This is a genomic window from Streptomyces sp. NPDC005423 (genome assembly GCF_040606415.1).
Taxonomy (GTDB): Bacteria; Actinomycetota; Actinomycetes; order Streptomycetales; family Streptomycetaceae; genus Streptomyces.
Genome location: NZ_JBEXET010000033.1, coordinates 61,626 through 85,011, shown reverse-complemented (window position 1 = coordinate 85,011; position 23,386 = coordinate 61,626). Strand labels below are relative to the sequence as shown.

The window sequence follows — 23,386 nt, the reverse complement described above, 5'->3', positions numbered from 1 at the left end:
CGTCCTCATGCTGGTCTGCGACGGGCTGAAGGGGCTGCCCGACGCGGTCGGCGAGGTCTGGCCGCGAACTGTGGTGCAAACGTGTGTGGTTCACCTGCTGCGGGCGTCATTTCTCGATACGCGGCCCGACGCTTGCCGACACTCGGAAGATGCTGCCCGTAGCGTAAGTCAGGGAACGTCGATACATCGGAACGAAAGGCCGGCGCTAAGCCTCCGTTGCCCCTGGAGGGCAGCTGACAGGGCGTCGGGTGCGCTGTCGCGGGAAGCGCGTGCGCTGCCTGCGAACGTCCGGACGTGTCCGGATCGAGCAGGAGTCGAGAAGCGCAGCTCACGGAGTCGCGTCTAGCCTGCTCGCCATGGACATCACCATTCACACGACCGCTCTGCCGCACGACGACCCGGACGCGTCGCTCGCCTTCTACCGCGACGTCCTCGGCTTCGAGGTCCGCAGCGATGTCGGGCAAGGCAGGATGCGCTGGATCACGGTCGGCCCGGCCGGTCAGCCTGGCACGTCGATCCTTCTGACCCCACCTGCCGCCGATCCCGGCATCACGGAGGATGAGCGCCGCACCATCACCGAGATGATGGCCAAGGGCACCTACGGCTGGATCCTGCTGGCCACCCCGGACCTCGACGCCACGTTCGAGAAGGTACAGGCCGGTGACACCGAGGTCGTCCAGGAGCCGACCGAGCAGCCGTACGGCATCCGCGACTGCGCCTTCCGCGACCCCGCGGGCAACCTGGTCCGCATCCAGGAGCTGCGCTGAGCCCTGCGGGTATCGGTGCGGCTGTGCGGGCCGACATCGCGACCGCCCATAAGGAGCACGGCGGCGCACCAGAGCGGACGTGCCTGCCCTGCCGGCCGCTTGCCAGGGCCGCGTCCGGAGCCTCGTTGAACCGGCCGTGAGCCCGGACTCCGTCCCGCCGCTGTCCGGCAGTTGCTCGCCCGGCAGGTTTCGAGTCCGACGGGCCGGTCCACACCACCGAGCGTCTGTGGTGTCCGCCGAGGCCGGCACCCCAGACGCTCGAAGACGTCGATGGCATTCGAAGATGAACGACAAAGGGGAGGGTTTTCATGTGTAAGCCTGAATGGCGGCGTGCACGCGTCCAGGCGCAGCGCCTGGACGATCTCGCGCGGCTGCGCCGCGTCCGCGACCGGATCGACAGGGAGTACGCGCAGCCGCTGAACGTGGAGGCGCTCGCTCGCGATGTGCACATGTCCGCCGGGCACCTGAGTCGGCAGTTCCGGGTTGCCTACGGTGAGTCGCCGTACGCGTATCTGATGACGCGTCGCATCGAGCGGGCGACGGCGATGCTGCGGCGGGGCGATCTCAGCGTCACCGAGGTCTGCTTCGCGGTCGGCTGCGCGTCGCTGGGCACGTTCACCACCCGCTTCACCGAGCTGGTCGGCATGCCTCCCGGGGCCTTCCGGCGCCAGGCGGCAGATGCTGCGTCCGACCCTGCCGATGCCGCGGATACGGCCCGTGACGGGGGCTCGGCGATCACGGTGGAGGGGATGCCCGCGTGCGTGGCCAAGCAAGTGGCGAGACCGGTCAGGAATCGAGAAGCCCCGGCCGCCGTGCAGCCCCTAGCGTGATGGTCATGGCAACCACCACTTCCACCGCAGCCCACATGTCCCTCGCGTCCGTCACCCTTGAGGTGGCCGACCCCGAGGCCGCCCGCCGCTTCTACAGTGCCTTCGGCGTGGACACGTACCTGAGCCTGCGGGCGTCCGAGGCGCACTCCACCGGATTCCGCGGCTTCACCCTGGGGCTCACGGTGTCCGGGCCGGCCACCGTCGACGGCTTCGTCGGCGCCGCCGTGGACGCCGGCGCCACGGTCCTGAAGCCCGCCGCGAAGTCGCTGTGGGGTTACAGCGGCGTCGTCCAGGCCCCGGACGGGACGATCTGGAAGATCGCGACCTCGGCGAAGAAGGTCACCGGCCCCGACACCCGCGAGATCGACGAGCTGGTCCTGCTGCTCGGCGTCGAGGCCGTGAAGGCCACCGAGCAGTTCTACATCGACCGGGGCCTGACCGTGGCCAAGAGCTTCGGCGGCAAGTACGCCGAGTTCGCCCCCGGTCAGTCCAGCCCCGTCAAGCTGGCGCTGTACAAGCGCCGCGCGCTGGCCAAGGACCTCGGCGTCCCCGCCGACGGCACCGGCTCGCACCACATCGTCCTCGGCAGCACCGCCGACGCCTTCACCGACCCGGACGGCTTCGCCTGGGAGGCCGCCGCGCCGCCCGCTCCCACACCGTCCTGACTTCCGATCCTGTACTTCCGCACCGCCGTGTCTCACCTTGTACGAGAGGAAACCTGCTATGCCGTCCACGAAGTCGTCCGCCGAGAACTCCGGCACGACCGCCGAGAAGTACGACGGATTCACCGCCGAGGAGCGGGCCGCGATGAAGGAGCACGCACGCGAGCAGAAGAAGACGGCGGCGCGGCGTGGTTCGTCCCGGGCGGAGAAGGAGGCGGCAGCGGAGCAGGACGTGCTCGCGAAGATCGCCGAGATGCAGGAAGCGGACCGGGTCCTCGCCGAGCGGATCCACGAGATCGTCAAGACCGCCGCTCCCGACCTCGCGCCCAAGCTCTGGTACGGGATGCCCGCGTACGCCAGGGACGGCAAGGTCGTCTGCCACTTCCAGAGCGCGGAGAAGTTCAAGTCGCGGTACGCCACGCTCGGCTTCAGCGACCAGGCGGCACTCGACGAGGGCGCGATGTGGCCGACCGCCTACGCCCTGAAGGAGCTGACCGCGGCCGACGAACAGCTCATCAGCGCCCTCGTGAAGAAGGCAGAGGGCTGAGGCCGACCGGGGGCGGGACCGGCGGCGAAAGTGACCGAGCCGTGGAAGACGTTCATGCGCCTAGACGCGGTGCGTCGCCACGGCCGACGTCAGTTCTGGCCCTCCACCGACGCGTTCAGCTCGGCAGTGCTGAGGCGGACTCGGGGGAGCGTGGCCGGGGCACACTGACCGAAAGCCCCAGGTCGAGCCGCTTGTCCATGTCGAGATGGAAGGTGCCGTACGGGTTGATGTTCGACCAGAACATGGCGGTCAGCCCGCGCCGGTCCTCCGCGCTGAGCTTCTTCGCCCAGGCCGGTTCGGCGAGGACTTGTTGCAGCAACAGGGTGTTGATGTAGACGAGTCCGTTCTGGAGCAAGTGGAGGGCTAGCATCGAGGTCTCGGCGTGCTCCTTGTCCGGGCCCGTGAGGGCGCCGTCCTTGCCGTAGTGGATGACGGGGTTCCCGCTGTTCCAGTTCTCTACGACCTGGAGGCCGCCGTGGCTCTCGCGGCGCAGGTCGGGGCTGGCGAGGTAGTCGCAGGCGAAGATGGTGCGCACGGCGCGGCCGAGTTCTTCGAGGGCCTGGTAGGTGGGGTGCTTGGGGCCGCCGCGGGTGAAGCGTCGCAAGACCTGTTCGGCCTCGGTAGTGCCCAGGCGCAGGGCGGTGGCGTACTTGACCATCTGGTCGTACTGCTGGGCGATCAATTCCCAGCGGATCGGACGGGTGAGAGAGCCGCCGAGGGCCGGCCAGCCGGGAGGGGTGTCGTCCGGGCGGTACAGGCGGACGCTGCCAATGTTCTTCAGCCGGGGCAGCAGACGGAAGTTCAGCAGCTCGGTGAAGGCAAACCCGACCACGGAAGCGCCGTGGGTATCGACGTAATTGGACTCGATCTCAGCGTCCGTGCAGTGCCGCAGCAGCCCCTCGATCATCGCCGCGGCCTCGGACGACGAACAGGACTTCAGCTGGCTGTAGATGCAGACGTTCTTTCGCTCGACGTGCCAATAGATCATGACGCTTGCCGCCGTATCGGGCGTGGTACTCGGTCATGAAGTTGCTGGACCAGGAGCCGAACTTCTTCGAGTCCGAGGCGCACGCGGTGCCCCTGCCCCACCATTCCGTGTCGCGGGCGGCGAAGGTGGCATTCACCAGCTTCGTCACGGCGGCCCGGAGGTTGTCGACGGTGATGAAATGCCGCCGCACGTGCCGCAGGGCGGCTTCGGTCTCGCCGTGCTCGCCGGTCGCCACGATGGCCCGGATGCCCATGTTGGTGCCCAGTGCGAAGAGCGCGAGCAGGAGCCGGCGCTGGAGGGTGGCGCGGTCGATGCGCTCGTAGGCGGCCACCGAGGCGAATTCGTCGGTGAAGCCGGTCGCGAAGTCGGCGTTCTTCAGCACGTCCAGGAGGTCGAGGACACCCCAGCGGCGGATCACCTCCTCCTTGAGGGCTTGCAGACCGGTGGGTTCGTCCAGCGGTTCCAGTTTCGGCACGGTGATCCACGGCTCGCCCTTGCGGGTGGTGACCTTCACCCCGCCCGCCGAGCCGTCGGCCAGCGCGGCGGACAGCCGGTCCAGGCCACTGGTCATCCGCTGCGTGTCCCCCCTGGACGGTGGTGCCACAAGACGGTGGTGCGAAAAAGGGCAAGGCGACGGCCACGCCGGTGGGATATCGGCGGGGCCCTGTGACAAGGCTGCCGTGGGGATGTGACAGTCGGGCGCATCACCCGCCCCGACGCGCCGTCCTCGGCCACATGGCAGCTGCGGACACCGCCGCCCAACAGAGATCAACGGCGCGGCGCGCCCCCAGGTCCGATCGGCTCAGGCGCGGCGCGCCTCGGCTCTGCGGGAGGCCGTCTGTGGAGGATCGGGTGGGTGGCGGCCTCGGGACGGGCCGCCCGGCACCGCCCCACCGTGTGAAGAGGTCCGGTCATGAAACTGTTCGACGACCCGCTGCTCCAGCCTCTTGCCTATAAGGCCCCTGTCCACCGGGCCCTTGCCTATCAGGTCCTTGCCTATCAGGTCCTTACCTGCCGGGCGCTGGAACTCATCGAGGGCGACGCCCTCGGCGTCACGCCGACCGCGACGTGAGCGCCGCCGCGCGCGGGGACGCGCCGGGAGACGGCCGCTACGGCGAGGCCGTCTTCCGTCCCGAACAGGCGGGCGAGGGCGAGCGCATCGACTTCGGCGCCCTCGCCTACGACGACATCACGATGGCCCGGTTGCGGGCTCTCGGGGTCGGCCCGGGGTGGCGCTGCCTCGACGTGGGCGCCGGCACGGGCACGGTCTCCCGCAGGCTGCTGGAGGAGGCCGGGGTGGCGAGCGTGCTCGCGGTGGACCGCGACGTACGTTTCCTCTGCGCGCGGCCCGTGCCCGGGCTCGACGTGATGCAGGCCGACATCAGCGCGCCGGACGCCGTCCCCGGCCGGTTCCGGCTCGTGCACGCCCGCTTCGTGCTGATGCACCTCGCCGAGCGCGACCGCCTGATCACCGCACTTACCGAACTCGTCGCGCCCGGCGGTGTGCTGGTGCTCAGTGACGCCATCGACCTGACGAGCGACCGGGCGCCCGACACGCCGTACAGCGCGGTGATGCGGGCGATGTGGCAAGCGCTGCGGGCCACCATCGGCACCGACGTCTCCTGGGTGCCGTCGTACCCGCAGCTGCTGCGTGGGGCAGGGCTCGACTCCGTCGCCGCCGAGATCCATGTGCCGCCGCTGCTGCCGGGCAGTCCCATCAGCCGCTTCTGGGCGGACACTTGGGAGCGGAGCCGAGCGGCGATGCTCGCCACCGGCCTGGTCGACGACGCGGCCGTCGACGAGGCGGTCCGGTACCTGGACTCTGACGACTGCGCCGCGCTGTCGGCCGGCATGCTCACCGTCTGGGGGTGGAAGCCCGAGGAGGTCGAGGAGGGTCCGCGATGACCTGCCCCGGCCGCTCGCGAACGGGTACTCCTCCTGGGCCGCGAGCATGGATCAGAGGGTGAGCAGCTCCTCGTAGAAGCCGCCGAAGCCGTGTTCGCGGTCGACGAGATGGATCTCGAGGATCCAGTGGCAGTGACGGCGGGCCTTGTCGGTGCGCCGCAGCGGGGTGTCGTTGGCGGGGGTGATGTACGACTCCGTGTCCGCGTTCCAGTCCCGACGGCTGATGGGGCAGGTCGCGGCGGCGAGCGCCCAGTCGAGCAGGTGGACGAGTTCTTCCTGGCCGGCGTTGACGAGGTCGGTGCGCGAGGTGTCGGAGGATCGGCTGGAGAAGTGCCTGCCGACGCCCTGGAGTGCGTCCTCGGGGAGGTCGGTGACGGTCTCGGCGCCGGGCGGGAGGCAGGGGTCTGTGCCGTGCACGGTGCCTTGGGGATACGTGCGGCAGCTGCCTGCCCAGCCACCGCAGGTGTACAAGCCGGCGTGGGCGGGGTCGGCGGGGACGTGGGTGGCGACGTCGAGAACGTGCTCGGCGGCCTAGACAAGGACGGGGGCGGGGCTCAGGCCGGTGAGGTGGCACAGGGCGCGGGCGGCGCGGTGGTCGGCGGCGCTGGAAGGGGCATGGGCGGGTTCGATCTCGGTGAGGAGGTCGAGCACAGCAGTGCGCGGGTCCCTCGGGCCCGGGGCGGGGATCGAACCGGCGGGCCACAGCGCCAGGGGCAGGGACCGGGAGGTCCACAACGGCAGGACTGTGGGGGTGGCCTCGCACACCTCGACCATGTGGAGGTCGCCGTGGTGGCGGGTGGTGAACAGGTGGACGTGACCGCTCCCGCGGGTGAGCGCGTCGACAAGCCGGATCCGGCGCAGGGTGGCGCAGAGGTAGTCGCAGGCGCCTGCGAGTTCGGCGTCATGGGTGGCGGTGTGCTCGGCCTCGCCGGGGAGCTGGGGGATCCAGTGCGGCATGAGGCTGCTCTGGTCGGCGGTCCGGCGTCCAAGCGCAGCACGCCAGCTGCTCTCGCTGATGTCGGCGAGGAGCATCCCACGTCGTGCAGGGCCTCACCGCCCACCCGGCGCAGGTGCTGTTCCCGACCGAGCCCGAAGCCGCCGGGTGGGCCCCTCACCGCGGTCGACCTTCGCCTGCTTCACCCACCCGCGCAGCCCTTCCGGACTCACGCCCAGATCCCTCGCGACCTCCGTGACCGTCTTCTCCGAGGACAATGCCAAGGCGACCGCGTCCCGCTTACTCATGTTGCTCTTGCTGCGCACTACCTGTGACTGCTTCCTCCGGGACCATCCGTCCCAGTATCAAGCTGTCCGGTCGGCAGGGGGAACCTCACGGGGGTGCGGAGGTGAAGTTTGGGCTGTTCTTCAGGATCATGTGGACGCTCGCGAGGACCTGCGGGAAGCAAGTATGGCTGCCCGCGGAAACCAGCCGTCAGCTGCTCGCCCAACTCGCCGACCACGTCCAGTTGAACGACGACGGCGACGCGGAGGTTCTTCGGTATGTCCGGGTCGGTCAGCAGTCGGCCGAGGGCGTCCAGGCGTTCGTCTTCGCCCAGCGTGGCTCGTCGGGTGGCCTTCATCGCGGGAATGGAGAGGGAGCGTCGGCAATGGCGGCTCTGCATGGCCCGGTTGAGGAAGGCCCTCAAGCAGTTGCGGCTGTGCTCGCTGTTCTCGGCCCACCAGGCGTCGACGTCGATCTGGCCGCAGAAGGCGAGGGCCGTGTTCCGCGGCCCTTGGAGTCCATCGTCAGGTCGTCGACGGTGGCACTGGGGAGTCCCTGTCGATACCCACCATCGACCTGCGGATCAATGGCGCCCGGGCCATCCAGGCGTCGACCGTCACCACCGACTACGGAGCAGACCCGCTCGTTTGACAGGCCCGCCGAGTCGGGTCCGTGGCTGCTGGCCAGCTTCGCAGGGCCATGTCGACCACCTGCTGGAGGTCGTCCTCAGTGGCGCCGCTGGCGGCTTGAACGGCGATGCCGTTTGACACGGTCATGAGGTAGCGGGCGAGTAGTCCGGGATCGGCGTCCGGGGGCAGGTCGCATTCCTCGACGGCACGCTTGAGCCGGTTGCAAAGTTGGGAGGTGTACTCGTTCCGCCAGGCGGCGAGGGTGTCGCGGGCGTTGCGGCCCGGGTCGCCGGCAGCGAGGGACCCTTGGACCCCGAGGCATCCGGTGGGGCAGCCGGGGCTGGTGGTGGCCCGGACGGAGCCGGTGAGGAACGCGGTGGCCACCTGGCGGGCAGTCGGCTCCTGCAAGGCCCGCGCTCCGTACGAGGCGGGGCCTTCGGTGTAGCGCTCCAGAGCCTTGTGGAACAGGGCCTCCTTGTTGCCGAAGGCCGCGTACATGCTGGTGCGGGTGATGCCCATGGCGTTGGTCAGGTCGGTGAGGCTGGCGCCCTCGTAGCCCTGTTCCCAGAAGACCCGCATGGCGCGTTCCAGGGCTTCCTCGGTGTCGAAACCCCTTGGCCGGCCGAGCGGTGCCTTCTGTCGCGTCTCCATGGGGCGATCCTACCTCTTCCGTACCGGTCGATGCAGATGTGCTACGGTCCCCTTCAGCATCGATCAGTACCGATCGGTACTGATGTTTGTGGTGTTCACGCCGTTCGAGCCGCTCATGCCGCTCGTGCCGTCCCTCCCTGAAGGGCCACGCACTCATGCCTTCTTCCGCGCAGTCAACCGTCAGACTGCCGTTCGTCGTCTGGCTGCTGACACTCGGCACGTTCCTGATGGGCACCACCGAGTTCATCGTCGCCGGCATCCTGCCCGAGATGGCCGCCGATCTCGGGGTCGGCGTCTCCCGCGGCGGCCTGCTCATCACGTTCTTCGCCATCGGCATGATCGTCGGGGCGCCCGCGATGGCGATCGCCACCCTGAGGCTGCCCCAAAGGTCCACGCTGGTACTGGCGCTGGTCGTCTTCGCCCTCGGTCACGCGCTCGCCGCGCTCGTCTCCTCCTTCGCGCTGGTGCTGGTCGCCCGCGTGATCACGGCGTTCGCAACCGGCACCTTCTGGGCCGTCGCCGGGGCCGTGGCCCTCGCCGCCGTCGCCCCCAACGCCCGCGCCCGCGCTTCCGGCATGATCATCAGCGGTATCGGCCTGGCCACTGTGATCGGCGTCCCGATCGGCTCCCTGGTCGGCAACCACATCGGTTGGCGCGGTGCGTTCTGGGCCCTGGCCGTCCTCGCCGGCGTCGTCGCCCTGATCATCGGCCGGTTCATCCCCACCGCCTCTCACACCGGCCGCGCACCCTCCGTACGGTCGCAATTCGCGGCGCTGCGCTCGGGGCGCTTCTGGCTCACCTGGGTCGCGGGCGTACTGCTGCTGGGCGGAGTCATGGCCGTCTACTCCTACATCGCACCGCTGCTCACCGACCGGGCCGGCGTCCCCACCGGCGCCGTCTCCCTGATCCTCGTCGGTTACGGCATCGGCGCCCTGATCGGCACGAACATCGGCGGACGCCTCGGCGACCGCGCGCCACTGGCCGCCCTGATCGGTGCGGCCCTGATCGCCTTCCTGGTCCTGGCCCTGCTGCAGACCCCGCTGTCCACCCACCCGGCGGCCACCGTCGTACTGCTGATACTCATGGGCCTGGCCGGCCAGTCGGTACCGCCGGTCTCCACCACCCTGGCCGTGCGCTTCGCGGACAACGCGCCCACCCTCGCCTACGCGCTGACCGCCTCGGCGTTCAACGTCGGCATCGCGGGCGGCTCCCTTACCGCCGGCATCGCACTGGACTCCTCGCTGGGCCTGACCGGGCCGGCCCTGGTGGGCATGCTCATGGTCGCACTCGGCCTGGTGCCGCTGCTCACCCTCACGGCGATCCGCGCCACCCGCACAGATACGCCCTCAGCGCTCGAACAGCTGCGGACCACCGAAAAGGCAGCGGCCTGAGAGACCGCTCCAGACGGCCCGGTTCGATCAGCCGGCGGCGACGCCGCAACGACGGTCGGGCAGCTACTGGTCCCAACGCGCTGCCAGCGCCTTACCGACAGCGCTGCCCACCAAGAGACCCGGCAAGCAGAGCGGCCCAAGCCGCGCAAGCCGGCCTTGAGCACGCGCTCACGCTGGCCGGTGCCACCCGATGCAAGGCAACACCCAGCCTGCACGAGCGAGCAACCATCAACGGAACGAGAGAAGAATGATCAAGAAGAATCGGATGATCGGAGCGCTCGTCGCATTCGCTACGGCGGCGACGGTGCTCTTCACCACGGCGGACGTGACTGAGGCAACGGGCCGCGACTCGGTGGCGACCACCGTTGACCGATCCACGTCGGCCAAGGCGGTCAGAGAGGCGGGCGACCACGGCGGGGTTATGTCTCACTCCGCCCAGGTCAACGGCTTCCGCATGCACTACCTGCGTGCCGGCAGCGGTTCCCCTGTTGTCCTCGTGCACGGCTTCCCTCAGACGTCGGAAGAATGGCGACCTCAGATGGAGGCTCTGGCCCGTGAGCACACGGTGATCGCCGTCGACCTCCGAGGCACCGGCGACTCCGACGTCCCGAAGAAGGGCTACGACACCATCCAGCTGGCCGACGACGTGCACACGCTGCTTGCCCAGCTCGGCCTCAACAAGAACGTGCAGCTGGTGGCCCACGACGTCGGCGTGTGGGTGGCGTACCCGTATCTGGCGAAGTGGGGCGACGAAGTCAGCCGTGCTGTCGTCATGGAGGGGCCGATCGTCGATGAGTCGATCTACGCCTTCCCGTCCCTGGCTCCTCGGGGAGGACTGTACGTGTGGCACCACGGCTTCTTCCAGAAGAAGCTGGCCGAGCAGCTCGTGCGTGGACACGAGAACGACTTCGTCAAGGGATTCATTGACCAGTACCTCGGCGTCAAGAACGCCTTCAACTCGTCCGAGTACGAGTACTACGCTCGCTTCCTCCGCGAGCCCGGTCGCTTCACGGCGTGGATGAATATGTACCGATCCCTCGATCAGGACGTGCTCCAGAGCAAGCAGCTGAGCTCAAAGGGCAAGTTGGACATGCCCATCCTTGCCATCGGCGGCAGTGAGGCGCTGGGGGCCGGAGTCGGCGCACAGTGGAGCAAATACGGCACTGACGTCGAGACCAAGGTCCTTGCTGGCTCGGGCCACTGGGTAACCGAGGAGAAGCCCCGCGAGCTGACCAAGATGCTGCTCGGTTTCCTGCGCTGATCCAGCACGCGGCGCGGGCCCCAACGGGGCCTGCGCCGCGCGAACTCAGGCGACGTGGGCGACCAGGTCCCGGGTGCCGGGGACGGCATCGGGGTTGAGGCCGTGGTGGAGGTCGAGCCAGAACTCCTCGAACGCGGCGGCGGCCTCGCAGGCCGTCGCGGTACGTGGCGGAGCAGACGCGCCAGACCTTGGAAGCCGCCGCCGCGCAGGTGGCCGCCACGCTCCAGGACAGCCGGCGGGCGCGCGAAGCCGCCCACGGCCCCCGCCCGCAGCCCACCCCGGCGACGGCCCCGCCGCCGCACACCCAGCAACCCGGCACCCAGCACACGCCGGGCCGGACCACAGGAGGAGTCGCATGATTCTCCGCGGACTCCCGCCCACGACCAGCGTGAGCACCCCGAGAACCGGTCACACCATCCCTTTGACCTGCGTGATCCAGCCGGTCACCTGCCGCACTGTCGGCGGCCGGGGCGGCGCCCCAGCCGGAGCCGTGCGCAGGGTGGCGATGTGGGCGCGAACCATCTGGTAGGTGACGGGCGCGTTGTCGGCGAGGAGTTCACCGTGGAGGCGGGTGATGTTGGTGCATCCCTCGGCGAATCGCCGCTCCAGGTAGGGCTTGTACGGGTCCAATCTGCTGGAGCGGGGCCGGTTCTCGCGCATGGTGTCCTGCCAGCGTGCGGCGTTTGCGTACCGGAGCACGGTGTTGAGGCCCCAGCCCAGGTGCCGGGCGATCGCCCGGCGGGAGTGGCCCTGGGTGAGCATCTCGTGGACCAGGGCGTGTGCGGCCTTCTTGCGCTCGGCTCGCCGGCCGAGGGGTTCGCTGTCGTCCCGCGGCCGACGGGACTCTGCACTCATCGCCTCCGGCAGTGCGCCGCCGGGCGACGGACCATGCAGGCAGTCGCGGTGGGCGGCGACGCAGGTCTCCACAGCCCGGCCCAGGCCCTGCCACAAATGAAACCGGTCAGCGACCTGCAGGGCATCGGGAGCACCGCGCCGGGCGCCCTCGGCGTAGGCGCCGGCCCGGTCCCGACAGATGATCTCCACGCCAGGGTGGCAGGTCAGCCAGGCGGCCAGGGGACCGGCTTCACGTGTCCGGAGCACATCGACCACACGATGGTCTTCGACGCTGGTCAAGACGGTGGAGTACGTCTGGCCGCGACGGATCGCGAAGTCGTCCACACCCAGCACCCGCGGCGTACTGAGCCGCGGATCAGGCAATGCCATGACCCTGCGCAACAAGATCATCCGTCCCGCACCGAAGCCCAAGTAGGCAGCCAGCCGGGCGCCGGCCCTCCCGGCCAAGGCGAGTCCCACTTGCTCCAGGGCATGGTTGAGCCGAGTGGTGAACCGTGCGTACGGGGCGGCCAGTCGGGAGAACGACTCGGCGAAGGTGCGGCGCGAGCAGTCCGCCGACCCGCAGATGAACCGCCGGACGGTCAGCCGGATCACAAAGCCCTGATCAGCGAGCGGCAGGTCCTGCAGCCTGCGCTGGTAGCGGTCGTGGACCCGGTCCGAAAAGCGATCGCAGCCCGGACATGCCGCTCCAGTCGCGCGGCCTCTCGCCACCACCTCGACCGTGCCGAACGCGGCCGTAACCACCTGGACATCCACATCGTCGATCCCGTCGAACACCAGCGAGTCCCAGAACGGTGCGTCGGTCTGCATGACCAGCACCATCACCGTCCGCAGCCGATCGCAGCACCGACCGGCAGGGACCTGAGGGAGCGTCACTTCTGATTGTCGGAGGACACGGCGTGCGCGGTCTCACTCGAACCGTCTCCTCGCAATCGAACGACGCCGTCACCCTCCGCGACGGCTCCCCAAGATCTGTGCCAGAACCTTCAAGAGACTCGGAATGTCGATGAGAAGTAGCAGCACGCGGCAACGGCAGGGCCGACGGTCAAGTGGGTCAGAGCTCGATTCGGCGCTTCCACCAGGGAAGGTCGGGGGCCTCGAACGGATTGTTGACCGTGCGCCGGAGGATCTGGTCATCCACGGGCGCGATGACTGCACGCAGTTCGCGTCGTGCCTTCGTGCGGAGAAGCCGGAGCGTGAGCTCCAGCAGGGTGCGGACGTGGTAGTAGCCGCTCCGCAGGTCGGTGTCGTCGTATCCGTAGAAGGGAGTGACATCCCTTCGTGGCCTTCGGGCAGTGGCACTCCATCGACGAAACGCGTGTGCGACCTCGCCGGCTGGGAGCCCATGGATGCGCTCGAAGTGTGCGATCTGCCTGTTCGCGGATGCGGACAGCCCTCGAATGACGGGGCTCCGACGATGCCTGACTCGGTTGGCCCGGCGTGGGAGCTGAGCCCTGATCTCGCCCGGTGACCGGCGAGGCATGAACACTTCCAGTTAGGAAGACGGTAGGTCTGCCGACGGTAGACCGTTTCAGTGTCCAAGATCAAGGCTGAGGGAAGCTCCGACGGTCAGACGCTCAGCCAGCGGCGGCTTGCTGTTCGGCGCGGGCGCGGGTGGAGGCGAGGCGGTAGGAGTCGGTGCCGGTCTCGATGATGTTCCCGCCGAAGGTGAGGCGGTCGACGATGGCCGCGCAAAGACGCGGATCGGTGAACGTCTTTGTCCAGCCTGAGAAGGACTCGTTCGAGGCGATCGCCACGCTGTTCTTTTCCTTCCGCTCGGTCAGAACCTGAAAGAGGAGCTCGGCGCCGCGCCGGTCGAGTTCCATGTAGCCGAGCTCGTCGATGCACAAAAGATCCACGCGGCCGTAGCGGGCGATGGTCTTGGTCAGTTGCTTCTCGTCGGCGGCCTCGACGAGCTCGTTGACCAGCTTCGTCGCCAGGACGTACTTGACCCCGGTAGCCGGCCATCGCGGCTTCGGTGCCGAGCGCAATCAGCAGGTGGGACTTGCCTGTGCCGGAGTCGCCGATCAGGCAGAGCGGCAGGCTCTTCTTGATCCATTCGCACTTGGCGAGGGTGTGGATCATGGCCGCGTCGATGTTGGGGTTGGCGTCGAAGTCGAACTTTCGCAGGGACTTGTCGCGGGGGAAGCCGGCGGCCTTGATGCGCCGTTCGGAGCGGCGGCGGCCCCGGTCGTCGCACTCTGCCAGCAGGAGCTCCGAGAGGAAGCCGAGGTAGGACATCTGTTCGCGTTCGGCCGTCGCGGCGACCTCGGGGAACTGGGACCGGATAGTGGGCAGCCGCAGCATCCTGCATGCCTGATCGACCGCGGCAGTGGCAGCTTGCTCGGTGATTCCTCGCTGGCGGGGGAAGGTCACAGCTGTTCTCCTTCAGGTGGTGGGGCGGTCCGGCCGACGCAGTCGCAGCAGTTGGTCGTAGTGGTGTCGGCGTACACGTGAACGTGGCTCTGGCAAGATTTTCGTAGCCGGAGATCATCTTGGTGTGACGGTCGGCCCGTCCGCATAGCGGCGGCGGAGGTGGGCTATCAGGACGACTCTGTGGCGCAGGAGCGGGACCCCGGCGCGTCCCGCCATGATTCTTTTCTGGAGCTTCACGTCGGTGATGCGGCCCTCGTTGACCCCGGAGTTGTAAGGGGTGACGATCCCCTGGACGACTGCTTGCTGGTCTTCGCGGAGTGCTCTGGCCGTGCTGACCAGGGGCGAGAGTCCGCTGGTGGCGAGCCGGTCGAGCCAGCCTGTCAGTGGTGTGGCGTCGCGGGCTTCGAGCATGGCGGCGAACTGGCGTACCAGTTCGTGGGCGTGGCGGAGTTCCGGACAGTGCGCCAGCAGCCGGCCCAGGCGCTCGGCGGCCTGTGGTCCGTGCCGGCCGGGAGCGGTGATGATCCAGCGTGTGGCTTCGCGCGGGGAGGGAGGCCGCTCGCGCGGTTCGTCCAGGGGCAGGCCGCGCCGCAGAGGTGCAACGGCCATCTTCACGCGCTGGTAGTGGCCAAGATAGCCCTTGGAGTGGAGCTCCTGGTGCAAGATCTTGGCACTGTGCTGTCCCTCGTCCCAGCGTTGCTGCAGGTAGTCGAGGTAGGGGTCCAGGGTGGAGGGCTTGCGGGGAGGCCGGCGCATGACCTCCTGCCAGGTGCGGGCCTGGGCGTACTTGCGTACGGTCTTGCGGTCCAGGCCGACCTCCCGGGCCACGGCACTGTAGGACCGGCCCATGTCGGTGAGCGTGTGCACGGTCTCGAACAGCCGTCGGGCGTGCCGCCCGGCCCGCGTGTTCGCCGCGGCGTCTTCGGCGGACTCCTCGGCTGGTGTCAGCTCGCGCTCCTCGGATGCCGGCAGTGCTGCGGGCAGGCACCCGCGGTGGGCGGAAGCGATGTCCTGAACGCGGCGGGACAGGCCCTGCCACAGATGGAAACGGTCACTGACCTGCACCGCGTCGGGGGCACCGTCTGTAATTCCCTGCCGATAGACGAGCGAGCCGTCGCGGCAGGCGATCTCCACCCCTGGATTCTCGCGCAGCCACCGGCTGAGCGGTTCGGCGTCTCTGCCCTCCCAGAGTGTGAGCGGGAGTCGGGTGTCAGCGTCGACCAGGAGGGTTCCGTAGGTGCCGCCGTAGAGCGCGAAGTCGTCCACGCCCAGCACCCGTGGTGTCACCAGCGGCGGCAGCGGGACCCGCATCAGCTGCGCGAGCACGGTGCACCGAGACAGTGTGACGTTGAGGATGCGCAGCATCCTCGCCCCGCCCCGGCCGGCCAGTACGACGCCGACCGACTCGACCAGGTGCTGCAGCAGCGGAGTGCGCCGCTGATAGCGCACGGTCAGCCCCGGTACCTGCTCGGCGAACGTCACCTTCGCGCAGGCCGAGTTCTCGCAGTACAGACGACGCACACTCAAGTCGATGCGGACCGGCCGGCCGCCCAGCGCGGCCTCCCTGAGGTGCCGAACGTAGCGGCTGTGTACCCACTCGCTCAGCGTGCCGCACCCCGTACACCCCGACGGAGAATGCGATCTAGTACGAGCCTGAACCACGACGACAGGCCCAGAAGCATTCGCTGATTCCACCAGCACGTCCGCCAACTGGGGTAACAGCTTGGTCAGTTCAATTGAGCACAGACACAGGCTACCCGCTATGCGGACGGGCCGACCGTCACACCAAGATGATCTCCGGCTACGAAAATCTTGCCAGAGCCAGCTTAGGTCGTACGCCGACAGGTGGGGGCCTGACCGCTGAGCGTCGGGTGTTTCGGGAGAAAATCCGGCTCCAGGCCGGTGAGAGGTTCACGGCGGGCGAGAAGGCCGCGGTGATCGCGAAGGACCTGCGGGTGAGCGTGCGGTCGGTGGAACGCTGGCGCCGTGCCTGGCGCGAGGGCGGCATGGAGGCCCTGCGCTCTGCGGGCCCGGCCAACTCTCCGACCGTCACCGCCGCCCAGTTCGCCGTGCTCGAGGAGGAACTCGGCAAGGGGCCGTCAGCGCACGGCTTCGACGATGAGCGGTGGACTTTGGCCCGGGTCCAGACGGTGATCCGCCGGCGTCTGAGGCTGAGCCTGTCGGTAGCGACGGTGTGGCGGCTGTTGCATCGGCACGGCTGGTCGACCCCGGCAACCTCACCCGCCGCTTCCGCCGCCTCCTCAACAAGGCTGGGCTCCGGACGATCCGCTTCCACGACCTCCGCCACTCTGCTCCTGGAACAGGGAGTCGACCTCGTCGTCATCAAGGAACTTCTCGGCCACGCCCACATCGGCGTCACCGCCGGCGTCTACGCCCACGTACGACTCCGGCTCCTACGCCAGGCCATCGACACCCTCGGCAACGCCCTTGGCCAGGGCGACGATGCCCCCGCGACCCACCCACCGCAGCCGTCGTCCGCTGACTTGCCGTCAGCGTTGCCGTCAAAAAGCCCTGAAGGCCCGCCGGAACCATTCCGCCGGGCCTTCAGTACGTCCTCAGGCAAATCAAATTCCGTCAGGGATCAGTCTGCCCATCCCTGAATGTTCGACCTCGACTCGATCGAGAAATAGCTCTCGACGTTCATCCTGGAGGCGGTCTTCCTTTCGTATTGCTCCGACGCGAGGTAGAGCAACCCCTCAGCCTCCTGAGCAAACGGCGCAACGAATCGATCGAATCCCAGACCAGAACTCCGGACTTCGCCGTACGCTCGCTCTCCTGCCAAGATGCACGCGCATCGCGCGTAAAGGAAGTGGTCGCTCGTCTGCGGGAGTTGCAAACCGTTGGCAAGCGTCACTGGAACTTCCGCTAGTTCCCTCCTGTCGATCTGATAAAGCGACTCCCGAAGTCGCTCAACAAATCGAGTCAAGGCATCGGGCGTCATCGTGCTGAGCTGCCCAGAGATCCGCTCCAGGGCAGAGTTAATCTCGCTCTCATCCTGGACGGAGCTTGAGCCGATGACCTTCCAGAAATCAGTCACTTCGAGCTGCTCCTACCAGAGTCCGAGTTGTTCGAATTTTTCGGCATCTTGCCTTTGCTCCAAGATTTTCTTGCCCGGCGACGCAATGTCATTCGACAGATCGACTCCCTGACCGCGCAGTTCTTCCATCCGAAGATGTTCGGCAACGAACAGGTCATCATTCGTTCCGCAAACGTGCGTGCAGGTCGCATCTCCACGACTCTTCAGGCGCCCACTGTCGATGTGATCCTGCAAGCGGTTATTGAAGTTCTTCGTCTTGCCGACATACGTCTTTCCGGGGTTCAGCTGATCCTCGAACTCGTAAATCCCTTGGTTCTTGTTGCAGTTATGCACAAGAACCGGAGTCGTCCCCGCCAGCACATAGTACGTGTGCTACGCGACCCCTCCCTGCCTGCGTTTTCGCAGGTCATCGGCGGTTTCGTGCTCCGCTGGCGTCCGTGACTGTGCCCTGGCGTCCGTGGTTGTTGCCGTCAGCGCTGCCGTCAGAGATACAGACCGCTGGTCGGCCTACGGCAGGAGTGTCAGCGCGGGAACGTGGGCGGGCTTGACGACGCTGAAGTGCCGCCGGTCGAGGGTGGCTACCCGGTCCACGCCGAAGCGCTCGGCCACCGCGATGACCGAGGCGTCGACCCCGCCGAGCGGGAAGTCGGCGTACTGGAGGACCAGCTCGCCCATGCGCGTCAGGTCGGCGGGAGTGAGGTGCACCAGCTCGAATGTTCCCCGTGCGACCTCGTTGAGGAACGCCGCTTCGACCTTGGGCCAGCGCTCCAGCAGCCAGCAGACCTCGGTCATGACCGGGCTGGGCAGCAGACGGCGGCCGGTCAGTGACGTCAGCAGGGAGGCGCACTCCGGGTGACGCCTGTCGGCCGCGTTGAACGCCGCAGCCAGGGGTCCGGTGTCCAGGACCGTGGCGATCATGCCGAGTCGCCGAAGCGCTCGCGCATCCGCTCACGGATGTAGTCGTCGTGCCGTTCAGCCAGATCCTCTGGGCCGTTCACACTGCCGATCAGGGCCAGCAGCCCCGCCGGGACCGACTCCTCGCCCTCGTTCGCGTCGACTGCCGGCAGCGACTGGGCAACCTGGGACAGTTCCTCATCCTGGGTGACGAGCAGGCGCAGGCGTCGCACCTGGGTCGGGGTGAGCCGGTCCACCAGGTGGTGCATGTCCTCGTAGTCGTATGCAGCGGTCACGCCAGCAGTGTAGGACGGCCGCGCGGCCTCGGACAGCTGGATCGGCAGACGTCCACCCCTGCTGACATGCGGGCAGTCGCCCGAGGATTGCCAGGAACTTGGTCGTTGTCCCAGCGTGTGTCCTGTCCGGTATTTCCCCCGGCGGCCCGTTCGCCCGGGAGGGGGACTTCGAGCGTCGGGGCGGCGCTGGCCCTCCCGCCTGTGCGGCAGCCCGGAGGCCGGGTGGGGAGGGGTCTGCCGAGAGGGTGGGCTGCTGGGGGTAGCGCTCCCCGCTGGAGGCGGTGCCGGGTCACCGCCCTCGGTGAGCCCGGCGGCGGGCGTGAGGGTCGGCCCCCTGGTCGGCCCTGTGCCTGCGATCCGGCCGTAGGACGGTCGCGGGCGACAACTTGCTCCGTCAGGAACCCGACTCCGGCCGGTCGGCGACGTTCGCCCAGATCAGCCGGGCAGGGCCCGCCTTGAACCTCGTAGAGAAAATCTGAACGCACACCCCCGGGTCACCCCCGTACGGCGGATCAGCGACCCGGCTCGCCGCCACCCGACTCCAGGGCTTCGACGCGGCCACGAAGGTCGGCAATCTGCTGGGCAGCCTCGGCCAGCGCCCGTTCCAGCGCCTCGACGCGGGCCGTCGTCCCGGTGGCGGGCGCGGTCGCCTCGGGGCCGTCGAGGTCATCAGCGCCGTGGTCGTGGTGGGCGACGAAGGCTCCCTTGCCTGGGCGGGAGACCGCCCACTCCTCCTGCTTCAGCAGGGCCATGGCCTTCTGCACAGTCAGGCTCGCCGCCCCGAACTCCCGCATCAGCACGGCCTGCGTCGGCAACGCGTCGCCCGGCTTCAGCCCGCCGGAGCGGATGCGCTCGCGCAGGGTCTCGGCGATCACCTCGAACGTCAGCTGCACCCCGCTGCCCGCCGGCCTGCGCCCGCGCCGCCCCACCACCACGCCTGCAACCCCCGCCTTCTGTGCCCTCTACCAGCAGAATCCGGCCCGTCCAAACCGGGAAACCGGCCCCACACTACCCGCGTCCCATCACCCCACAAGAAAGGAATCAGGAGGGATGCACTTGAATGCGCCGCCGAGGCGATGTTAACGTCACGCACCCGCCGGTGATCACCACCGCGCCCCGCCGACCAGCCCCCACTGGTCCGGCCCCCGCGCCCCACTTCGAGGCGCCCCCTTCCCTGTGAGCCGATCACTTCGGCCTGTCCACGTCGCCCCGTACCGCTCCCCTTCCGCGTTCCCGTCGAAAGGCCGATTTCCGCATGCCCGCACAGCTTCAACTCCCGTACCCCGCGCCCGTTCCAGCCGCCTCGCGTCCGTCGTCGGCGTTCACGACGCCGATCTGCCCGACAGGCGCCGCCGCCACAGCCTCGACGGCGGCAGGGCGGTCGGCGCTGGAGCGCCGCGCCAGGCTCACCGCCAAGCTGGCGAAGCTCGCCGCCACCAGCCAACTCGCACCCCTCGCACGGCAGATAACCTCCCTCGGCGGGTGTGCGCGCCCGATCCGCCTCACCGGGCACTGCACCCACCTCGACAGCGCGACCGGCGAGATCCTCGACCACCTCGACTCCGGCCAACTCCCGGCGGGCGAACTCTTGGTCCGCTGCGGCAACCGCCGCGCCACCCGCTGCCCCGCCTGCTCCACCGTCTACCGCTACGACACCTACCAACTCATCGCCGCCGGACTTCGCGGCGGCAAGACCGTCCCCACCAGCGTCGCCACGCACCCGCGCGTGTTCGTCACCCTCACCGCGCCCGGCTTCGGGCCCGTCCACAACCAGCCCGACACCGGCCGCTGCCACTGCGGCCACATCCACTCGGACGATGACCCGCTCCTTGGCACGCCGCTCGACCCCAAACCGTACGACTACGCGGGCGCGGTGCTATGGAACGCGCACGCCCCAGCCCTGTGGGCACGCTTCACCACCCACCTACGCCGCGAGATCGCCAAGGCCGTCGGCCTCACCCAGAGCGCGCTGCGACACCACGCCACCCTCTCCTACGCCAAGGTCGCCGAGTACCAGAAACGCGGCCAGGTCCACTTCCACGCCGTCATCCGACTCGACGGACCCACCGGCCCCACCAGCACCCCACCCGCCTGGGCCACCACCCAGCTCCTCGACCACGCCGTACGCGCCGCCGCCACACGCACCCGCGTCCACCACGAGGGTGAACCGCCGAAGCAACCGCAGCCCGCCGGGGACATCCCCGCGTCCCAGCCCCAAAACTCAGACCGGGCAGAGCGGTTGGTGTTCCGGTTCGGGCGACAGATCGACGTCCGCGCGATCCGCGGCACCGACTTCACCGGCGGCCCGGTCACCGATCGGCACGTCGCCGCCTACATCGCCAAGTACGCCACCAAAGGCGCCGAGACCACCACCGGCACCCTCGACCGCCGACTCCGCTTCCTCGCCGAACTCGCCACCCACGACATCACCGACCACGCCCGCCGCGTGATCCACACCGCCTGGCACCTCGCGACCAGGCCCCAGCACGCCCACCTTCGCCTGCGCCAATGGGCCCACATGCTCGGCTTCCGAGGCCACTTCTCCACCCGCACCCGCCACTACTCCACCACCCTCACCCATCTCCGAGCCGAGCGCACGGCCTGGCGAACCCGCCGACCCGACACCCAGACCTCAGCCCCAACGTCGGCTGAGACGCAGACCGGTCAGACAGGCGGCAGTCCGGTCGGTGCCCGCGCCGAACACTCCACCAACCTGGCCGACGGTCACCGCCCCGGTCACCGCAACACCGCCGGTCGGCGCGTGGACTCGGACACGACGCTGGTCGTCTCCCACTGGCAGTACGCCGGAACCGGCCTCCTGCCCGAACTCGAACACCTCGCCGACCTCCTGGCCGCGACACGGCAGACCCGACCCGAGCAACCGACCCGAACCCGGCGCTCGAAGCGCTCCGGTGACCGCGCCGGTCACCCAGTCGGTCACTCCACTGATCGCGAAACCGGTGTTGTCCGGGCGGGGGCCGTCGCGTGACCGCCGGCACGCAACTCCTCACCGTCCCCCAGGTCATGGAACGCCTCCAACTCGGCCGCACCACCGTCTACGACCTCATCCGCACCCGGCAACTCGCCTCCATCACCCTCGGCCGCGCCCGCCGCATCCCTACCCCCGCGCTGGCCGACTTCATCCACACCCGACTCGAACAGGACGCCGCTTGATGACCACATCCCGAGACACCCCCGCCTCCCGCCGCGTGCGAGCCAACGGCGACGGAACCGTCTACCAGCGCAAGGACAGCCGCTGGGAAGCAGCCGGATACGTCCTCGCCCCCGGCAACACCCGCAAACGCATCCGCGTCTACGGCAGCTCACGCACGGAGGCGCTGGCCAAGCTGACCGAGAAGATCGCCGCCAGCAACCGCGGCGTCCCCGTCGTCACCGCCCAGGGCAGCCTCGCTGCGTACCTCACGTACTGGCTGGAGAACGTCGCCGTCCACCACCTCCGCGAGAACACCCACACCCGCTACACCGCCGTCACCCGGCTCTACCTCATCCCCGGCCTCGGACGGAAGAAGCTCGCCAAGCTCACCGCCAAGGACGTCCGCACCTGGCTCCACCAGCTCCGCACCACCTGCCAGTGCTGCACCCGAGGCCTCGACACTGCCCGCGAGGAGTCCCGCTGCTGCGCCGCTGCTGAGTGCTGCTCCAAGCGGCTCTCACCGCTGACCCTGGCCTACGTCCACTCGGTGCTCAAGTCCGCCCTGGAGCACGCGGTACGCGAGGAGGAGATCCCGCGCAACGTCGCCCGCAACGTCCGCAACGGCACACCCCGGCCCCGCCGCTTCGAACCCCTCACCGCCGAAGAAGCCCGCGAGTTCCTGGCCGCCGCCAGCGGTCAACGGTTGCAACCGTTGTTCGAACTCGCCTTGCACACCGGACTCCGCAAGGGCGAACTCCTCGGCCTGCGCTGGGACGACCTCGACCTGGCCGGCGGAACCGCCAGCATCCGCCGCACCCTCCAACGCACCAACTCCAGCGGCCTGACCGCCCTCCCCACCAAGACCAAGAACTCCGAACGACGCATCGCCCTGCCGACGCCGTGCCTGCACTCCATCCAGCAGCATCGCTCCCGGCAGCGTCAGGAACGCGAAGCGGCGGGCAAAGACTGGCAAATCAGTGGTTACGTCTTCACCCGGCCCAACGGCGCGCCGATCGAAGGGGCCACGCTCACCCGGCACTTCAACTCCATGCTCCGCCAGGCCAGGATCCGCCGCATCCGATTCCACGACCTCCGCCACTCGGCGGCCACCCTCCTCCTGGAGCAGGGAGTGGAACTCGTCGTGATCAAGGAGCTGTTGGGGCACGCCCACATCGGCGTCACCGCCACCGTCTACGCCCACGTCCGGCTCCGCCTCCAGCGCGACGCCATCGACCTCCTCAGCAACGCCCTCCGCGACCCTGCCCAGATCGCCGGCAGGCCCGACGGCGGCGACGACGAACCACCCCTCGCCGGGGCCGCCGTCCGCTGACGTTGCCGTCAACTACTGCCGTCAAGCCCACCAGAATGCCCCACCAGGGACAATCCCTGGTGGGGCATTCGGCATTTCCTTGCCGCCCACAGGCGGCCGTATTTAATTGTTAGAATGACGCAGAGAACCGATCAAGATCCCTACGTATCGGCCCAGAGCACGGGATGCGCGTCCACCACCATCCACGTGCTTGAGATTCATCACCATTGAGCCGAAGAACAATACCTGCTTCATCGTCTTCCGTGTAGGAGAGGAAACTCGAATCCGCCTCGTTGAGGGCGGTGAGGAAATTTCTCGACTCACCCTCAGGGACCAATTCTAGTCCTCGGGCAATGAAATCCCGCAGGAAGTCGGCGGCAATCAAGTCATGCGCGCCCCAGACAGACCTGTCGGAATCGGGAAGCTCAAGCTCTCTCTCCATCCGGGCCACATGCTCGTACCACCCAAGCAGCAGCGTGACCAGGTCCAACGAACGAGTTGGGGCGACGCTGACGGTAGTTCGCTCAAGGTGGGCTGCTTCAGCAACTCCCAGGTGGCGACCTAGCCAATCACGTGCTTCAACTTCTGACATGA

The 23,386-nt window shown here is 68.5% G+C and carries 24 protein-coding genes and 5 pseudogenes; 15 read left to right on the top strand and 14 right to left on the bottom strand.

The features are described 5' to 3' along the window. The 5 genes from ABZT12_RS28435 to ABZT12_RS28415 all read left to right on the top strand — a co-directional run. On the top strand, positions 1–346 hold a 346-nt coding region (locus tag ABZT12_RS28435; RefSeq protein ID WP_356389753.1), incomplete at its 5' end, for a transposase. A 10-nt stretch (positions 347–356) separates the two neighbouring features. Next, complete coding sequence (locus tag ABZT12_RS28430; protein WP_356389751.1) at positions 357–767, top strand: VOC family protein; 411 nt, start codon at positions 357–359, stop codon at positions 765–767. Between the two features lie 308 nt (positions 768–1,075). Continuing rightward, the gene (locus ABZT12_RS28425; RefSeq protein WP_356389749.1) at positions 1,076–1,597 is read left to right on the top strand and encodes an AraC family transcriptional regulator; all 522 of its coding nucleotides are present in this window, start codon (positions 1,076–1,078) and stop codon (positions 1,595–1,597) included. Further along, entirely contained in the window at positions 1,597–2,262 is a 666-nt protein-coding gene (locus tag ABZT12_RS28420) for a glyoxalase (protein WP_356389747.1), read from the top strand. Before ABZT12_RS28425 ends, ABZT12_RS28420 begins: the two co-directional genes overlap by 1 nt. 58 nt (positions 2,263–2,320) lie before the next feature. Next, positions 2,321–2,806, top strand: a complete 486-nt coding sequence (locus ABZT12_RS28415) for a DUF1801 domain-containing protein (RefSeq protein ID WP_356389745.1) — start codon at positions 2,321–2,323, stop codon at positions 2,804–2,806. A 115-nt stretch (positions 2,807–2,921) separates the two neighbouring features. On the opposite strand, the pseudogene ABZT12_RS28410 reads toward ABZT12_RS28415, so the two are convergent. Then, positions 2,922–4,365 (bottom strand): annotated as a pseudogene (locus ABZT12_RS28410) (transposase). A 342-nt stretch (positions 4,366–4,707) separates the two neighbouring features. Here ABZT12_RS28410 and ABZT12_RS28405 point away from each other — a divergent pair. Continuing rightward, positions 4,708–4,866, top strand: a complete 159-nt coding sequence (locus tag ABZT12_RS28405) for a hypothetical protein (RefSeq protein WP_356389743.1) — start codon at positions 4,708–4,710, stop codon at positions 4,864–4,866. Then, positions 4,863–5,699, top strand: coding sequence for a methyltransferase domain-containing protein (locus ABZT12_RS28400; RefSeq protein ID WP_356389742.1), 837 nt, complete (start codon positions 4,863–4,865; stop codon positions 5,697–5,699). The genes ABZT12_RS28405 and ABZT12_RS28400 overlap by 4 nt, the downstream gene beginning before the upstream one ends. 51 nt (positions 5,700–5,750) lie before the next feature. Here the strand turns inward: ABZT12_RS28400 and ABZT12_RS28395 are convergent. From ABZT12_RS28395 to ABZT12_RS28380, 4 genes and pseudogenes are all read right to left on the bottom strand, one after another. Next, positions 5,751–5,903: pseudogene (locus tag ABZT12_RS28395) on the bottom strand (aminopeptidase); the annotation flags it as partial. 327 nt (positions 5,904–6,230) lie between these two features. Then, positions 6,231–6,656: a hypothetical protein gene (locus ABZT12_RS28390; RefSeq protein ID WP_356389740.1), complete on the bottom strand. Its 426-nt coding sequence runs from the start codon at positions 6,654–6,656 to the stop codon at positions 6,231–6,233. 93 nt (positions 6,657–6,749) lie between these two features. After that, a complete protein-coding gene (locus ABZT12_RS28385) occupies positions 6,750–6,941 on the bottom strand; it encodes a transposase (RefSeq protein WP_356389764.1) in 192 nt (63 codons plus the stop codon). Between the two features lie 603 nt (positions 6,942–7,544). After that, the gene (locus ABZT12_RS28380; protein ID WP_356389738.1) at positions 7,545–8,198 is read right to left on the bottom strand and encodes a TetR/AcrR family transcriptional regulator; all 654 of its coding nucleotides are present in this window, start codon (positions 8,196–8,198) and stop codon (positions 7,545–7,547) included. 155 nt (positions 8,199–8,353) lie between these two features. Here ABZT12_RS28380 and ABZT12_RS28375 point away from each other — a divergent pair, with 155 nt between their 5' ends. From ABZT12_RS28375 to ABZT12_RS28365, 3 genes are all read left to right on the top strand, one after another. Next, positions 8,354–9,589: an MFS transporter gene (locus ABZT12_RS28375; protein ID WP_356389736.1), complete on the top strand. Its 1,236-nt coding sequence runs from the start codon at positions 8,354–8,356 to the stop codon at positions 9,587–9,589. 247 nt (positions 9,590–9,836) lie between these two features. After that, positions 9,837–10,850, top strand: coding sequence for an alpha/beta hydrolase (locus tag ABZT12_RS28370; RefSeq protein WP_356389735.1), 1,014 nt, complete (start codon positions 9,837–9,839; stop codon positions 10,848–10,850). Positions 10,851–11,014: 164 nt separating this feature from the next. Then, positions 11,015–11,209: a hypothetical protein gene (locus ABZT12_RS28365; RefSeq protein WP_356389733.1), complete on the top strand. Its 195-nt coding sequence runs from the start codon at positions 11,015–11,017 to the stop codon at positions 11,207–11,209. Between the two features lie 49 nt (positions 11,210–11,258). On the opposite strand, the gene ABZT12_RS28360 is transcribed toward ABZT12_RS28365, so the two are convergent. The 3 genes and pseudogenes from ABZT12_RS28360 to ABZT12_RS28350 all read right to left on the bottom strand — a co-directional run bounded on the left by ABZT12_RS28360 (position 11,259) and on the right by ABZT12_RS28350 (position 15,776). Further along, the gene (locus tag ABZT12_RS28360) at positions 11,259–12,515 is read right to left on the bottom strand and encodes an ISL3 family transposase (RefSeq protein WP_356389731.1); all 1,257 of its coding nucleotides are present in this window, start codon (positions 12,513–12,515) and stop codon (positions 11,259–11,261) included. Between the two features lie 767 nt (positions 12,516–13,282). Further along, positions 13,283–14,081, bottom strand: a pseudogene (istB, locus tag ABZT12_RS28355) (IS21-like element helper ATPase IstB). A gap of 114 nt (positions 14,082–14,195) precedes the next feature. Further along, the gene (locus ABZT12_RS28350) at positions 14,196–15,776 is read right to left on the bottom strand and encodes an ISL3 family transposase (RefSeq protein ID WP_356389762.1); all 1,581 of its coding nucleotides are present in this window, start codon (positions 15,774–15,776) and stop codon (positions 14,196–14,198) included. Between the two features lie 95 nt (positions 15,777–15,871). Between ABZT12_RS28350 and ABZT12_RS28345 the strand changes: the two are divergent. Both ABZT12_RS28345 and ABZT12_RS28340 read left to right on the top strand, forming a co-directional pair. Further along, positions 15,872–16,276: pseudogene (locus ABZT12_RS28345) on the top strand (helix-turn-helix domain-containing protein); the annotation flags it as partial. Positions 16,277–16,302: 26 nt separating this feature from the next. Then, a pseudogene (locus tag ABZT12_RS28340) lies at positions 16,303–16,584 on the top strand (tyrosine-type recombinase/integrase); the annotation flags it as partial. 99 nt (positions 16,585–16,683) lie between these two features. Here ABZT12_RS28340 and ABZT12_RS28335 read toward each other — a convergent pair. From ABZT12_RS28335 to ABZT12_RS28315, 5 genes are all read right to left on the bottom strand, one after another. Beyond that, positions 16,684–17,139, bottom strand: a complete 456-nt coding sequence (locus ABZT12_RS28335) for a DUF4240 domain-containing protein (RefSeq protein ID WP_356389730.1) — start codon at positions 17,137–17,139, stop codon at positions 16,684–16,686. Positions 17,140–17,151: 12 nt separating this feature from the next. Then, positions 17,152–17,472: a GIY-YIG nuclease family protein gene (locus tag ABZT12_RS28330; protein WP_356389761.1), complete on the bottom strand. Its 321-nt coding sequence runs from the start codon at positions 17,470–17,472 to the stop codon at positions 17,152–17,154. 174 nt (positions 17,473–17,646) lie between these two features. After that, on the bottom strand, positions 17,647–18,057 hold the full coding sequence (locus ABZT12_RS28325) for a PIN domain-containing protein (RefSeq protein WP_356389729.1): 411 nt from the start codon (positions 18,055–18,057) through the stop codon (positions 17,647–17,649). Beyond that, on the bottom strand, positions 18,054–18,329 hold the full coding sequence (locus ABZT12_RS28320) for a hypothetical protein (protein ID WP_356389727.1): 276 nt from the start codon (positions 18,327–18,329) through the stop codon (positions 18,054–18,056). Before ABZT12_RS28320 ends, ABZT12_RS28325 begins: the two co-directional genes overlap by 4 nt. 512 nt (positions 18,330–18,841) lie before the next feature. Beyond that, positions 18,842–19,264, bottom strand: a complete 423-nt coding sequence (locus tag ABZT12_RS28315) for a winged helix-turn-helix domain-containing protein (protein ID WP_356389725.1) — start codon at positions 19,262–19,264, stop codon at positions 18,842–18,844. 320 nt (positions 19,265–19,584) lie between these two features. Between ABZT12_RS28315 and ABZT12_RS28310 the strand changes: the two genes are divergently transcribed. From ABZT12_RS28310 to ABZT12_RS28300, 3 genes are read left to right on the top strand one after another with little or no spacing between them, the layout of a single operon-like run. After that, entirely contained in the window at positions 19,585–21,318 is a 1,734-nt protein-coding gene (locus ABZT12_RS28310; RefSeq protein WP_356389724.1) for a replication initiator, read from the top strand. Then, the gene (locus ABZT12_RS28305; RefSeq protein ID WP_356389722.1) at positions 21,315–21,503 is read left to right on the top strand and encodes a helix-turn-helix domain-containing protein; all 189 of its coding nucleotides are present in this window, start codon (positions 21,315–21,317) and stop codon (positions 21,501–21,503) included. The genes ABZT12_RS28310 and ABZT12_RS28305 overlap by 4 nt, the downstream gene beginning before the upstream one ends. Then, positions 21,503–22,813 carry a tyrosine-type recombinase/integrase gene (locus tag ABZT12_RS28300; RefSeq protein WP_356389721.1) on the top strand — a complete coding sequence of 437 codons (1,311 nt, stop codon included), beginning with the start codon at positions 21,503–21,505 and terminating at the stop codon, positions 22,811–22,813. The genes ABZT12_RS28305 and ABZT12_RS28300 overlap by 1 nt, the downstream gene beginning before the upstream one ends. A gap of 109 nt (positions 22,814–22,922) precedes the next feature. On the opposite strand, the gene ABZT12_RS28295 is transcribed toward ABZT12_RS28300, so the two are convergent. Then, positions 22,923–23,384 carry a hypothetical protein gene (locus tag ABZT12_RS28295; RefSeq protein ID WP_356389719.1) on the bottom strand — a complete coding sequence of 154 codons (462 nt, stop codon included), beginning with the start codon at positions 23,382–23,384 and terminating at the stop codon, positions 22,923–22,925. Positions 23,385–23,386: the final 2 nt, after the last annotated feature.